10 protein-coding genes and 1 tRNA gene are annotated in these 12,836 nt (G+C 68.4%); 6 read left to right on the top strand and 5 right to left on the bottom strand.

Going from position 1 to position 12,836, the window contains the following annotated elements; genetic code table 11:
- Positions 1-60 precede the first annotated feature (60 nt).
- From AMK10_RS12685 to AMK10_RS12670, 4 genes are read left to right on the top strand one after another with little or no spacing between them, the layout of a single operon-like run.
- Positions 61-990, top strand: a complete 930-nt coding sequence (locus AMK10_RS12685; RefSeq protein WP_073747773.1) for a branched-chain amino acid ABC transporter permease — start codon at positions 61-63, stop codon at positions 988-990.
- 5 nt (positions 991-995) lie between these two features.
- Positions 996-2,792 (top strand): branched-chain amino acid ABC transporter permease, encoded by a 1,797-nt coding sequence (locus AMK10_RS12680; protein WP_073748052.1) that lies wholly within the window; start codon positions 996-998, stop codon positions 2,790-2,792.
- A gap of 5 nt (positions 2,793-2,797) precedes the next feature.
- Positions 2,798-3,763: an ABC transporter ATP-binding protein gene (locus AMK10_RS12675; RefSeq protein WP_073748051.1), complete on the top strand. Its 966-nt coding sequence runs from the start codon at positions 2,798-2,800 to the stop codon at positions 3,761-3,763.
- The gene (locus AMK10_RS12670) at positions 3,760-4,476 is read left to right on the top strand and encodes an ABC transporter ATP-binding protein (protein ID WP_073747772.1); all 717 of its coding nucleotides are present in this window, start codon (positions 3,760-3,762) and stop codon (positions 4,474-4,476) included. The genes AMK10_RS12675 and AMK10_RS12670 overlap by 4 nt, the downstream gene beginning before the upstream one ends.
- A 75-nt stretch (positions 4,477-4,551) precedes the next feature.
- Here AMK10_RS12670 and AMK10_RS12665 read toward each other — a convergent pair whose 3' ends face one another.
- The gene (locus tag AMK10_RS12665; RefSeq protein ID WP_073747771.1) at positions 4,552-5,208 is read right to left on the bottom strand and encodes an ANTAR domain-containing response regulator; all 657 of its coding nucleotides are present in this window, start codon (positions 5,206-5,208) and stop codon (positions 4,552-4,554) included.
- 99 nt (positions 5,209-5,307) lie between these two features.
- Here AMK10_RS12665 and AMK10_RS12660 point away from each other — a divergent pair.
- Positions 5,308-5,382: transfer RNA gene (locus AMK10_RS12660), tRNA-Leu, on the top strand.
- A 219-nt stretch (positions 5,383-5,601) separates the two neighbouring features.
- Here AMK10_RS12660 and pyk read toward each other — a convergent pair.
- Positions 5,602-7,035 carry a pyruvate kinase gene (gene pyk / locus AMK10_RS12655; RefSeq protein ID WP_073747770.1) on the bottom strand — a complete coding sequence of 478 codons (1,434 nt, stop codon included), beginning with the start codon at positions 7,033-7,035 and terminating at the stop codon, positions 5,602-5,604.
- Between the two features lie 271 nt (positions 7,036-7,306).
- Here pyk and AMK10_RS12650 point away from each other — a divergent pair, with 271 nt between their 5' ends.
- Positions 7,307-9,118, top strand: coding sequence for a bifunctional metallophosphatase/5'-nucleotidase (locus AMK10_RS12650; RefSeq protein WP_073747769.1), 1,812 nt, complete (start codon positions 7,307-7,309; stop codon positions 9,116-9,118).
- Between the two features lie 211 nt (positions 9,119-9,329).
- Here AMK10_RS12650 and AMK10_RS12645 read toward each other — a convergent pair whose 3' ends face one another.
- From AMK10_RS12645 to AMK10_RS12635, 3 genes are all read right to left on the bottom strand, one after another.
- Positions 9,330-9,632 (bottom strand): hypothetical protein, encoded by a 303-nt coding sequence (locus AMK10_RS12645; protein ID WP_143194952.1) that lies wholly within the window; start codon positions 9,630-9,632, stop codon positions 9,330-9,332.
- 168 nt (positions 9,633-9,800) lie between these two features.
- The gene (locus AMK10_RS12640; RefSeq protein WP_073747767.1) at positions 9,801-11,234 is read right to left on the bottom strand and encodes a lysine N(6)-hydroxylase/L-ornithine N(5)-oxygenase family protein; all 1,434 of its coding nucleotides are present in this window, start codon (positions 11,232-11,234) and stop codon (positions 9,801-9,803) included.
- Complete coding sequence (locus tag AMK10_RS12635; protein WP_073747766.1) at positions 11,231-12,628, bottom strand: pyridoxal phosphate-dependent decarboxylase family protein; 1,398 nt, start codon at positions 12,626-12,628, stop codon at positions 11,231-11,233. Before AMK10_RS12635 ends, AMK10_RS12640 begins: the two co-directional genes overlap by 4 nt.
- Positions 12,629-12,836 lie beyond the last annotated feature (208 nt).

Genomic DNA, 12,836 nt, shown 5'->3' with positions numbered 1-12,836 from the left:
GGAGCGCTACGAGCGCTCCCGCGCGGTGCCATATCCGAACCACTCCACGGAGGCCCTGCGGTGAACGAACTGCCGCAACAGCTGGCCAATGGACTCATCCTCGGCGCGATGTACGGTCTCATCGCGATCGGCTACACGATGGTCTACGGAATCATCCAGCTCATCAACTTCGCACACGGCGAGATCTTCATGATCGGGGGCTTCGGAGCCCTCACGGTCTACCTCGGGCTTCCGTCCGGACTCTCCCTGCTCGCTGCGATACCCCTCATGATCGCCGGCGGAGTCATATGCTCCGTCGCCGTCAGCGTCGCCGCCGAACGCTTCGCCTACCGGCCACTGCGCAGCGCGCCACGCCTAGCCCCCCTCATCACCGCGATCGGCCTCTCCCTCGCACTCCAGCAGGCAGTGTGGATGTGGTACCCGGACGCCACGAAGGACCGCTCCTTCCCCCAGTTCAAGGGTGAAGCGATCGACATCTTCGGCGCCCACATCCAGCGCGGCGACCTCTTCGTCCTGATCGCCGCACCCGTCTGCATGCTCGCCCTCGGCCTCTTCGTCTCCAAGACGCGCGCCGGCCGCGGCATGCAGGCCACCTCGCAGGACCCCGACACCGCCAAGCTCATGGGCATCAACACCGACCGCATCATCGTCATGGCCTTCGCCATCGGTGCCGCGTTCGCCGCCGTCGCCGCCGTCGCCTACGGGCTCAAGAACGGCCAGATCGGCTTCCGTATGGGCTTCATCATGGGCCTCAAGGCCTTCACCGCCGCCGTGCTCGGCGGGATCGGCAACATCTACGGCGCCATGCTCGGCGGAGTCGTCCTCGGCGTCGCCGAAGCCCTCGCCACCGGCTACATGAGCGAAGTTCCCGGCATGGAACTCTTCGGAGGCGGCGCCTGGAAGGACGTATGGGCCTTCGCCCTCCTCATCCTCGTCCTCCTCATACGCCCGCAAGGCCTCCTGGGCGAACGCGTCGCGGACAGGGCGTGATACGGATGACCACGACCAACGCCGCCCTCATCCCGCTGCCCACCACGGCAGCCCGCGCCACCGCCACGACCGGCGCCGCGCTCGCCCTCATCGGCACCTTCCTCGCCTGGACCTACACCGACACCTTCCCCGGCGACCTCACCGTCACCGGCTACCCCGGCGGCCTCCAGGTCCTCACCCTCATCAGCGCAGCACTCACCCTGCTCCTCGCCCTCTCGGGCTACGGCATCAAGGGCCTGCGCTGGCTCACCCCCGGCGGCACCAACAGCCCCGTGCGGCTCGCCGCCCTCGGCACCTTCGTCACCACCGCCTACACCGTCATCGCCGTCATCGTCACCAAGGACGACAACGGCAACCTCCTCGGACTGATCGAACTCGAGCCCGGAGCCTGGGTCAGCCTCATCGGCGCCGTCATCGCCGTCGCCGCGGCCCTCGGACTCCCCAACGACCAGCCCCAGGACGACACCACCAACCCGAACGCACTCCAGCGATTCCGCGACAGCCTCCGCGCACCGGCACCCGCCCGCGCCAAGGCACTCCCCTCCTGGGCCGAAATCCTGATCATCGCCGGAGCCTTCGGCGTCGCGCTCGAGGTCTTCACCTACGGCATCGACACCGAGTACGCCGAACTCTTCATCGGCTACGTCCTCGCCGTCGCCTTCGGCTTCACCGCACTCACCCGGGCCGGCGTCATCGCCCGCGTCACCGCGCTGACCTCGAAGCACCGCAACGTCACCCTGTGCGCCGCACTCGTCGCAGCCTTCTGCTTCCCCTTCACCCAGCAGAACGAGGAATACGCCCTCATCGGCGCCAACATCCTCATCTTCGCGACCGTCGCACTCGGCCTCAACGTCGTCGTCGGCCTCGCCGGCCTCCTCGACCTCGGCTACGTCGCCTTCCTCGGCGTCGGCGCCTACGCCGCGGCACTCGTCTCCGGCAGCCCCCTCTCCCCCGTCGGCGTCCAGTTCCCCTTCTGGGCCGCCGTGCTCACCGGAGCCGCCGCCTCGCTCGTCTTCGGCGTCGTCATCGGAGCACCCACACTCCGCCTCCGCGGCGACTACCTCGCCATCGTCACCCTCGGATTCGGAGAGATCTTCCGGCTCACCGTCAACGCCCTCAACGGCGTCAGCGGCCCCGACCTCACCAACGGCTCCCAGGGCATCCCCAGCATCCCCGACCTCAAGCTCCTCGGCTTCGACTTCGGAATCAGCCACGACATCGGCGGCATCACCCTCGGCAGGTCCGCCAACTACTACCTGCTGATGCTCCTCTTCACCGCCGTCGTCGTCCTCGTCTTCCGACGCTCCGGAGAGTCCCGCATCGGCCGCGCCTGGGTCGCCATCCGCGAGGACGAGACAGCGGCCACCGCCATGGGCATCAACGCCTTCCGGCTCAAGCTGCTCGCCTTCGCCCTCGGCGCCACCCTCGCCGGCCTCGCCGGAACCGTGCAGGCACACGTCTCCTACACGGTCACCCCGGAGCAGTACCAGTTCGCCGGCTCCGTGCCTCCGAACTCCGCGTTCCTCCTCGCCGCCGTCATCCTCGGCGGCATGGGAACCCTCAGCGGACCCCTGGTCGGCGCCGCGCTGCTCTACCTCATCCCGGCCAAGCTCCAGTTCATGCAGGACTACCAGCTCTTCCTCTTCGGAATCGCCCTCATCCTCCTGATGCGCTTCCGTCCCGAAGGCCTGGTGGCCGACCGCAGGAAGCAGCTCGAATTCCACGAGACCGGCCAGCTCGACGTACCACCGGACACACCACTCACCGACACGGCCGCCGGCACCACGAAGGCGGGGGCGTGACCACCATGACCAAGACAGACACACCCACCGGCACCACGGTCCTCGACGCGAGCGGCGTCACCATGCGGTTCGGCGGCCTCACCGCCGTGCGCGACGTCAACCTCACCGTCAACGCGGGCGAGATCGTCGGCCTCATCGGACCCAACGGCGCCGGCAAGACCACCTTCTTCAACTGCCTCACCGGCCTCTACGTCCCCACCGAGGGCAAGGTCAGCTACAAGGGCACCGTCCTGCCGCCCAAGCCCCACCTCGTCACCCAGGCAGGCATCGCCCGCACCTTCCAGAACATCCGGCTCTTCGCCAACATGACCGTCCTGGAGAACGTCCTCGTCGGACGCCACACCAGGACCAAGGAAGGGCTCTGGTCCGCCCTCCTGCGCCTCCCCGGCTACAAGAAGGCCGAGAACGCCAGCCGCGAACGCTCCATGGAACTCCTGGAGTTCATCGGCCTCGCGGACAAGGCGGACCACCTCGCGCGGAACCTCCCCTACGGAGACCAGCGCAAGCTGGAGATCGCCCGCGCCCTCGCCAGCGACCCCGGACTCCTCCTCCTGGACGAGCCCACCGCGGGCATGAACCCCCAGGAAACCCGCGTCACCGAAGAGCTCATCTTCGCCATCCGGGACCAGGGCATCGCCGTACTCGTCATCGAGCACGACATGCGGTTCATCTTCAACCTCTGCGACCGCGTCGCCGTCCTCGTCCAGGGCGAGAAACTCGTCGAGGGCACCGCCCCCGTCGTCCAGGGCGACGAACGCGTCGTCGCCGCCTACCTCGGCACCCCCTTCGAAGGCGCCCCCGGCGCCGAAGAAGCCGCCGAGGTCGAGGCAGCCGAAGCATCGGCGGCGAGCACCGCCAAGGCAGCGACCCCCGCGAGCACGGACAAGGCCAAAACCCCGGCCGCCACGGCGGAAACCCCCGCCACCGACGACACCGAGACCACCCGCACCGAGGAGGAGGACACCCGATGACCGCACTGCTCGAGGTCGAAGACCTCCGCGTCGCCTACGGCAAGATCGAAGCCGTCAAGGGCATCTCCTTCACCGTCGAGGCCGGCCAGGTCGTCACCCTCATCGGCACCAACGGCGCGGGCAAGACCACCACCCTGCGCACCCTCTCCGGACTGCTCAAGCCCGCCGGCGGCCGCATCCTCTTCGAGGGCAAGCCGCTCACGGGCATCCCGGCACACAAGATCGTCTCCCTGGGCATCGCCCACTCCCCCGAGGGACGCCACATCTTCCCCCGGCTGACGATCGCCGAGAACCTCCTCCTCGGCGCCTACCTCCGCAACGACAAGGCAGGCATCGAGAAGGACGTCCAGCGCGCCTACGACCTCTTCCCCATCCTCGGGGAACGCCGGAAGCAGGCCGCCGGAACCCTCTCCGGAGGCGAACAGCAGATGCTCGCCATGGGACGCGCGCTCATGTCCCAGCCCAAGCTGCTCATGCTCGACGAGCCCTCCATGGGCCTCTCCCCGATCATGATGCAGAAGATCATGGAGACCATCGTCGAGCTCAAGGCCTCGGGCACCACGATCCTGCTCGTCGAGCAGAACGCCCAGGCGGCCCTCTCCCTCGCGGACCAGGGCCACGTCATGGAGGTCGGCAAGGTCGTCCTCTCCGGCACCGGCGCCGACCTGCTCCACGACGAATCGGTCCGCAAGGCCTACCTCGGCGAGGACTGAGCACCCGAGCACACCAGAAGGGCCTGCCCCCGGACACCTCCGGGGGCAGGCCCTTCTCGTCGCCTGCGTACGCGCCTACTCGGCGGCCTTCTTCTTCTCCTCGGCGTCCTCGATCAGCGCCTCGGCCAGCTGCTGCATGGACATCCGGCGGTCCATCGACGTCTTCTGGATCCAGCGGAACGCGGCCGGCTCGGAGAGCCCGTAATCCGTCTGGAGGATGCTCTTCGCCCGGTCCACCAGCTTCCGGGTCTCCAGCCGCTGCGACAGGTCCGCGATCTCGCTCTCCAGCGCCTTCAGCTCGGCGAACCGGGACACGGCCATCTCGATGGCCGGGACCACGTCGCTCTTGCTGAACGGCTTCACCAGGTACGCCATCGCACCAGCGTCCCGCGCCCGCTCGACGAGATCGCGCTGCGAGAACGCGGTGAGCATCAGGACCGGGGCGATGGACTCCTCGGCGATCTTCTCGGCGGCGGAGATCCCGTCGAGGACCGGCATCTTCACATCGAGGATCACCAGGTCCGGCCGGTGCTCCCGGGCCAGCTCGACGGCCTGCTGCCCGTCCCCGGCCTCGCCGACGACGGAGTAGCCCTCCTCCTCCAGCATCTCCTTGAGGTCGAGGCGGATGAGCGCCTCGTCCTCGGCGATGACGACACGGGTCGTCAGCGGCGGGACGTGCGACTTGTCGTCGTCGACGGCGTCTACGGGCTGGGGCGACTCGGGGGTGGTCACGGGACTCCTTGGTCAGGACAGGGGTACTGCTCCCAAGAGCCTACCTAGCTACGATAAGCTGGATCATCAGCGGGTCGAAGTAAATCTTCGATTCATCGCGCCCCGGTAGTCCAATTGGTTAGAGACAATGGATTCAAAACCCATACAGTGTCGGTTCGAGTCCGACTCGGGGTACTTTTCCTTGGATTCCAAGGTTGAGCAAGAGTTCAAACGCTTCACCTGATCCGGGTACCGACCCGTGCGTCTCCGCACCAGCCTCAGCCCGGCCCCTTCGGGAGTGCCGCCCGTTTCGACGACACCACCTTCGCCTGCGGCCCGTTCGGCACCTCCGTAGCCCGACGGGCGTCCGTAGCCCTCATGGACGCTCACGTCGGGCCGAAGTACTGACGACCGTCACTTCGGGCTGTCGTCCTCGCCGATGTGGTGCACCCGTACCAGGTTCGTCGAGCCCGCGACCCCGGGCGGCGAGCCCGCCGTGATGACCACGATGTCGCCCTTCTGGCAGCGGCCGATCCGCAGCAGCTCCTCGTCCACCTGCGCCACCATCGCGTCCGTCGAGTCCACGTGCGGCCCGAGGAACGTCTCGACGCCCCACGTCAGGTTCAGCTGCGCGCGGGTCTCCCTGTCCGGGGTGAAGGCCAGGAGCGGGATCGGGGAGCGGTAGCGGGAGAGGCGCTTGACCGTGTCGCCGCTCTGGGTGAAAGCCACCAGGAACTTGGCTCCGAGGAAGTCGCCCATCTCAGCTGCCGCGCGCGCGACCGCGCCGCCCTGGGTGCGGGGCTTGTTGCGGTCGGTGAGGGGCGGGAGGCCCTTGGCGAGGATGTCCTCCTCGGCGGCTTCGACGATGCGGGCCATGGTGCGGACGGTCTCGACGGGGTACTTGCCGACGCTGGTCTCGCCGGAGAGCATCACCGCGTCGGTGCCGTCGATGACGGCGTTGGCGACGTCGGAGGCCTCGGCGCGGGTGGGCCGGGAGTTGTCGATCATCGAGTCCAGCATCTGGGTGGCGACGATGACCGGCTTGGCGTTGCGCTTGGCCAGTTTGATCGCGCGCTTCTGGACGATCGGGACCTGCTCCAGGGGCATTTCGACGCCGAGGTCGCCGCGGGCGACCATGATGCCGTCGAAGGCGGCGACGATGTCGTCGATGTTGTCGACGGCCTGGGGCTTCTCCACCTTGGCGATGACGGGGAGGTGACGGTTCTCCTCCTTCATGACGCGGTGGACGTCGTCGATGTCGCGTCCGGTGCGCACGAAGGAGAGGGCGATGATGTCCGCGCCGGTGCGCAGGGCCCAGCGGAGGTCTTCGATGTCCTTCTCGGAGAGGGCGGGGACGGAGACGGCGACACCGGGGAGGTTGAGTCCCTTGTGGTCGGAGACCATGCCGCCCTCGATGACGGTGGTGTGGACGCGGGGTCCGTCGACGCCGGTGACTTCGAGGGTGACGCGGCCGTCGTCGATGAGGATGCGTTCGCCGGTGGTGACGTCGGCGGCGAGGCCGTCGTAGGTCGTGCCGCAGGCGTGGCGGTCGCCCTCCATGGGCTCGACGGTGATGGTGAAGTCGTCGCCGCGTTCAAGGAGTACGGGGCCTTCGGCGAAGCGGCCGAGGCGGATCTTCGGACCTTGAAGGTCGGCGAGGATTCCTACGCTGCGACCGGTTTCCTCGGATGCTTTGCGTACACGGTGGTAGCGCTCTTCGTGTTCGGCGTAGGTGCCGTGGCTGAGGTTGAAGCGGGCGATGTCCATTCCCGCTTCGACCAGTGCCTTGATCTGGTCGTATGTGTCGGTTGCGGGTCCCAGGGTACAAACGATTTTCGCTCGGCGCATGGTTCGAGCCTAGACCTTACCTGTGGGTAGGTATTTGTCTCTGCATGACTGCTCAACGGCCTTTGAATGAAGGGTTATTGCTAACTGTTGAATTGTGCGGCGGGGCGCTCCGATGAGCGCGCGCGGGGGTGCTCCGAGGCCGGCGTGACGGTGCCCCGGTGGGGTGCGCGGTGGCTGCCGGTCACCAGATCGAAACCTGCACGGGGTGTTGCGGGTGGGGGTGGCTGGGTCAGAATCTACGCGCGTTGTTCGCAGACACGAGGAGTCAAGGATGCCGTTGAACCGTAGGTCGTTTCTGGGTGGTTCGGCCGTCGCCGGTGCGGGTGTGGCGCTGGCCGGAGGGGTCGGTGCCGGGCCGGCGGCGGCTTCGGAGTCCCGGGGGCACGGCCACGGCCGGCCGGTGAAGCGGTACTCCTTCACCGTGATGGGGACGACGGACCTGCACGGGAACGTCTTCAACTGGGACTACTTCACGGACAAGGAGTTCGACGACAAGGCGCACAACGATGTCGGCCTGGCGAAGATCTCGACGCTGGTGGAGCAGATCCGGGAGGACCGGGGGCGCCGGAACACGCTGCTGATCGATGCGGGTGACACGATCCAGGGCACCCAGTTGTCGTACTACTACGCGAAGATCGATCCGATCACGGCGAAGCGCGGTCCGGTGCATCCGATGGCGCAGGCGATGAACAAGATCGGCTATGACGCCGCGGCGCTCGGGAACCATGAGTTCAATTACGGGATTCCGGTACTGCGGAAGTTCGAGGAGCAGTGCGATTTCCCGCTGCTGGGTGCGAATGCGCTGGACGCGAAGACGTTGCGGCCGGCGTTCGCCCCGTATGTGATCAAGCGGATGCGCACGCCGCACGGTCGTGATGTGCGGGTGGCGATACTGGGGCTGACGAATCCTGGTATCGCGATCTGGGACAAGGCGAATGTGGGCGGGAAGATGGTGTTCCCGGGCCTTGAGGAGCAGGCGGCGAAGTGGGTGCCGAAGCTTCGTTCGATGGGTGCGGACGTGGTGATCGTTTCGGCGCATTCGGGTTCGTCGGGCACGTCGTCGTACGGGGATCAGTTGCCGTACGTGGAGAACGCGGCGGGTCTGGTGGCGGAGCAGGTGCCGGGCATCGACGCGATTCTGGTGGGTCACGCGCACTCGGAGATTCCCGAGTACTTCGTGACAAACGAGGAGACGGGGAAGCAGGTCGTTCTCTCGGAGCCGTTGAAGTGGGGGCAGCGGCTGACGCTGTTCGACTTCGACCTGGTGTGGGAGAAGGGTCGTTGGGTGGTCGAGAAGGTCGGCGCCTCGGTGCTGAACTCGAACACGGTGGAGGAGGACCCGCGGATCGCGTCATTGCTCGGTGATGAGCACACGAAGGTCGTGGCGTACGTGAATCAGGTGATCGGTACGTCGGTGGCGGCGATGTCCACGGCGGACGCGCCGTGGAAGGACGAGCCGGTCATCGATCTGATCAACCAGGTGCAGGCGGAGACGGTGAAGGCGGCGCTGGCGGGTGGGGAGTACGCGGCGTTGCCGGTGCTGTCTCAGGCGGCGTGCTTCTCGCGTACGGCGGCGATTCCCGCGGGCCAGGTGACGATCAAGGACGCGGCGGGGCTGTATCCGTTCGAGAACACGCTCGAGGCACGGCTGCTGACGGGTGCCCAGCTGAAGGACTATCTGGAGTATTCGGCGAAGTACTACGTGCAGACGGCCGCGGGGGCGCCGGTGGACACGTCGAAGCTGACGAACGCGGAGAACATTCCGGATTACAACTACGACGTGGTGTCGGGGGTGTCGTACGACATCGATATCGCGAAGCCGGTGGGTTCGCGGATCGTGGGGTTGTCGTTCGAGGGGGCGCCGGTGGATCCTGCGGCGCAGTTCGTGTTCGCGGTGAACAACTACCGGGCGAGTGGTGGGGGCAATTTCCCGCACGTGCCGGGTGCGAAGCAGCTGTGGGCGAATTCGGATGAGATCCGGAACACCATCATCGGGTGGGTGCAGGCGAAGGGGTCCGTGGATCCGGCGGAGTTCGCGTCGGTGGACTGGCGTCTGACGCGCGACGGCGTGCCGGTGTTCTGACCGGTACGCGGCCCGCTGTGACGCGGGCCGGCGTGATGCGGTCCGCTGTCATACGGGCCGGTGTGGTGCGGCCCTGTGACGCGGGCCGGTGTGATGCGGCCCCTGAGACGCGGGCCGGTGTGGAGCGGGCCCGCGTAATGCGGGCCGGTGTGGAGCGGCCGCTCTCCTTCTGGAGAGCGGCCGCTCGTTCGTCCCCGGTGGAGTGGGCGGGTCAGACGGCTGCCAGGGTCGCGCTGAGTGCCAGCAGGACGAGTCCTGCTGTGGTGATGACGATTCCGACGTATCTGAAGAACGAGCGGCCCACGCCGTCGGTCTGGGTGAGGCCGAGGTTGCCGGTCAGCTGCGCCCTGGCATCCAGGGCGGCGTGTCTGCGTGCCAGCGTGGCGTCTATGGCGCCGCGGATGTCGAATGCCCATCTTCCTCCGTACCAGATGGCTGCGATTCCCAGCACGGCGAGAAATGCCAGGACTCCGGTGGGTGTGGAGTCGGCTGCGGACGATGCGGTGATGATCATGGTGGGCATCGTGGCACCCGGAGGTCGTGGCCGACAGGCTTTCGGCGTGAGGTTCCGGTCCTCAGGGATCCGGCTCGGGGGTCCCGGGACCGAAGTACGCGCTGCGGTCGTGGCCTTGCGTGCCTCTCTCCCTTCCTCCGCTTCTCGCTTCTGTCTCCCCGGAGATGATCAGCGGCCTTCCGCGAGGGGGGTGAGCGGGCTGCCCTGCCCGGGGACGGTGGGCGTACGGGCGCTGTGGGGGGTGAGGCCGAAGGTGGTGAAGGCGGTGCGCTGCGGGAGGGGGTAGGGGGTGGTGCCGGTGAGGTTGTTGAGGATGGTGGCGCTGCGCCAGGCGGCGAGCCCGAGGTCGGGGGCGCCGACTCCGTGGGTGTGGCGTTCGGCGTTCTGGACGTAGATGTTGCCCGTGAGGGTGGGGTCCAGGTCGAGGCGGAAGTCGGTGTGGATGCGGGGGCGTCCCTGGCTGTCGCGGCGGATGTGGGGGGCGATGCCGGTGAGGAGGGTGTCCAGGGGGCGTTCGCGGTAGCCGGTGGCGAGGACGACGGCGTCGGTGGTGAGGCGGCTGCGGGTGGCCTGCTGGGTGTGTTCGAGGTGGAGCTCGATGCGGTTCCCGCTGCCGGAGAGGCGGCCCGCGGTGCGGACGCCGACGCCGGGGGTGAGGGTGACGTCGGGCCAGCCCCCGTGCAGGGTGCGCCGGTAGAGCTCGTCGTGGATGGCGGAGATCGTGTCGGTGTCGATGCCCTTGTGGAGCTGCCATTGCTGGGGGACGAGGTCGTCCCGTACGTGCTCGGGGAGTGCGTGGAAGTAGTGGGTGTAGTCGGGGGTGAAGTGTTCGAGGCCGAGTTTCGAGTACTCCATGGGGGCGAAGGCCTGGGTGCGGGCGAGCCAGTGGATCTTCTCGATGCCGCGGGGGCGGGCACGGAGGAGGTCGAGGAAGATCTCGGCGCCGGACTGGCCGGAGCCGATGACGGTGATGTGGTCGGCCCGGAGGAGTTCTTCGCGGTGGTGGAGGTAGTCGGCGGAGTGGATGACGGGGATGCCGGGGGCTTCCGCGAGGGGACGCAGGGGTTCGGGGATGAAGGGTGCGGTGCCGACGCCGAGAGCGATGTGGCGGGTGTGGGTGCGGCCGAGGGCTTCGGCCTCTCCATCGGGGCCGAGTCGGGTGTGGTCGACCTCGTAGAGGGCGCGTTCGGCGTTCCAGCGGACGGCGTCGACCTGGTGGTTGAAGTGGATGGTGGGGAGTTGTTCGCTGACCCAGCGGCAGTAGGCGTCGTATTCGGCGCGGTGGATGTGGAATTGCTCGGCGAAGTAGAAGGGGTAGAGGCGTTCGCGGGTGCGGAGGTAGTTGAGGAAGGTCCAGGGGCTGGTGGGGTCGGCGAGGGTGGTGAGGTCGGCGAGGAAGGGGACCTGGAGGGTGGCGCCGTCGATGAGGAGGCCGGGGTGCCAGTGGAAGGCGGGGCGTTGTTCGTAGAAGGCGGTGGTGAGGGGGCGGCCGGTGGCGGGGAGGCCGTCGGCGAGGGCGGCGAGGGAGAGGTTGAAGGGGCCGAGGCCGATGCCGACGAGGTCGTGGGTCCGGTCGCCGTCGGGGGTGGTCCGGTCGGTCATCGGGGGCTGCCTTCCGTGGTGGCTCGGGAGTGGGCGCGGGTGACGTGGGCGAGGAGTCGGCGCAGGTCGTCGGGGGTGGTGTGGGGGTTGAGGAGGGTGGCTTTGAGCCAGAGGCCGTCGTGGGTGCGGGCGCGGCCGAGTACGGCGTGGCCTCGGTCGAGGAGGGTGCGCCGGATGGTGGCGACGGTGGTGTCGTCGGTGTGGGTGGGGCGGAAGAGGACGGTGCTGATGGTGGGGCGGGCGTAGAGGTCGAGTGCGGGGTCGTCGTCGATGAGGTCGGCGAGGTGGTGGGCGGCGGTGACGGTGCGGTCGACGAGGTCGGCGAGTCCGTCGCGACCGAGTGCCTGGAGGGTGACGGCGATCTTGAGGGCGTCGGGGCGGCGGGTGGTGCGCAGGGAGCGGCCGAGGAGGTCGGGGAGGCCGGCTTCGGTGTCGTCGTCGGCGTTGAGGTAGGCGGCGTGGTGGTGGAGGGAGTCGAGGTCGTGGTGGTGGGGCACGGCGAGGATGCCTGCGGATGCGGGTTGCCAGCCGAGTTTGTGCAGGTCGAGGGTGACGCTCTGGGCGCGGTGGAGGCTGCGTAGCGCGTGGCGGTGGGTGGGGCTGAAGAGGAGGGGGCCGCCGTACGCGGCGTCGATGTGGAGGTCGGCGCCATGGGTGGTGGTGAGGTCGGCGATGTCGGTGAGGGGGTCGATCTGGCCGGTGTCGGTGGTGCCTGCGGTGGCGGTGACGAGGAGGGGGCCGTCGTGGCGGGTGAGGGCGTCGCGGAGGGCGTCGGTGTCCATCACGCCGGTGGGGGCGGGGATGACGACGGGTCGTGGGAGGCCGAGGAGCCAGGTGGCGCGGCTGATGCTGTGGTGGGCGTTGGCGGCGCAGATGGTCTGTACGGGGCCGTGGCGTTCGCGGGCGAGGAGGAGCGCGAGTTGGTTGGCTTCGGTGCCGCCGGTGGTGACGAGGGCGTCGGGGTTTTGGGTCTGGGGGTAGATCTCGGCGGCGAGCGCGGTGGTGAGGGCTGTTTCGAGGGCGGAGGCGGCGGGGGCCTGGTCCCAGGAGTCCATGGAGGGGTTGAGGGCGGATGCGGCGAGGTCGGCTGCCGCCGCGAGGGCGAGGGGTGGGGTGTGGAGGTGGGCTGCGCAGTGGGGGTGCGCGGGGTCGGCGGCGCCTTCGGCGAGGGCGGTGACGAGGGTGCGGAGGGCGTGGTGGGGGCCGGTGCCGTGGTCGGGGATGAGGGGGCCGGTGGCCTGGTGGAGGTTGTGGGTGACGGTGTGGGGGCCGCCGGCGGGGAGGGGGCCGTCGCGGCGGGTGGCGCCCTCGTGGAGGGCGTCGAGGACGGTGTCGAGGAGGGGGCGCAGGTGGGAGGGGCCTGCGGTGCCTCCGGCGAGGGGCGGGGTGGGCATGGCTGGTGTGGTCCTTCGGGTGGGCAGGGGGCGGTGGGGTCAGCTTGTCCGGATTCCGGATGGTGCGGCCGAAGAGCCCAACGATCTCAACCCGAAAGGGGTACTGCTGTGCGGTGTGGGTGGGTTGGGGGCGATGGGACTGGTATAGGCGTTCGTTGTTCGTATGGCTGTGCCCGGCCTTTCCGTGGAGGGGGCCGGGCACAGGTGT

This window comes from Streptomyces sp. CB02058, assembly GCF_001905505.1.
Lineage (GTDB): Bacteria > Actinomycetota > Actinomycetes > Streptomycetales > Streptomycetaceae > Streptomyces.
The sequence above is the reverse complement of the archived record's forward strand: the minus strand, read 5'-3'. Positions and strand labels throughout refer to the sequence as shown.

Excerpts from the sequence above, each read along its gene's own strand:
- AMK10_RS12680 (WP_073748052.1), top strand. The coding sequence starts at position 996 with ATGACCACGACCAACGCCGCCCTCATCCCGCTGCCCACCACGGCAGCC.
- AMK10_RS12670 (WP_073747772.1), top strand. The coding sequence starts at position 3,760 with ATGACCGCACTGCTCGAGGTCGAAGACCTCCGCGTCGCCTACGGCAAG.
- pyk (WP_073747770.1), bottom strand. The coding sequence starts at position 7,035 with ATGCGCCGAGCGAAAATCGTTTGTACCCTGGGACCCGCAACCGACACA.
- AMK10_RS12635 (WP_073747766.1), bottom strand. The coding sequence starts at position 12,628 with ATGCCCACCCCGCCCCTCGCCGGAGGCACCGCAGGCCCCTCCCACCTG.
- AMK10_RS12640 (WP_073747767.1), bottom strand. The coding sequence starts at position 11,234 with ATGACCGACCGGACCACCCCCGACGGCGACCGGACCCACGACCTCGTC.
- AMK10_RS12645 (WP_143194952.1), bottom strand. The coding sequence starts at position 9,632 with ATGATCATCACCGCATCGTCCGCAGCCGACTCCACACCCACCGGAGTC.
- AMK10_RS12650 (WP_073747769.1), top strand. The coding sequence starts at position 7,307 with ATGCCGTTGAACCGTAGGTCGTTTCTGGGTGGTTCGGCCGTCGCCGGT.
- AMK10_RS12675 (WP_073748051.1), top strand. The coding sequence starts at position 2,798 with ATGACCAAGACAGACACACCCACCGGCACCACGGTCCTCGACGCGAGC.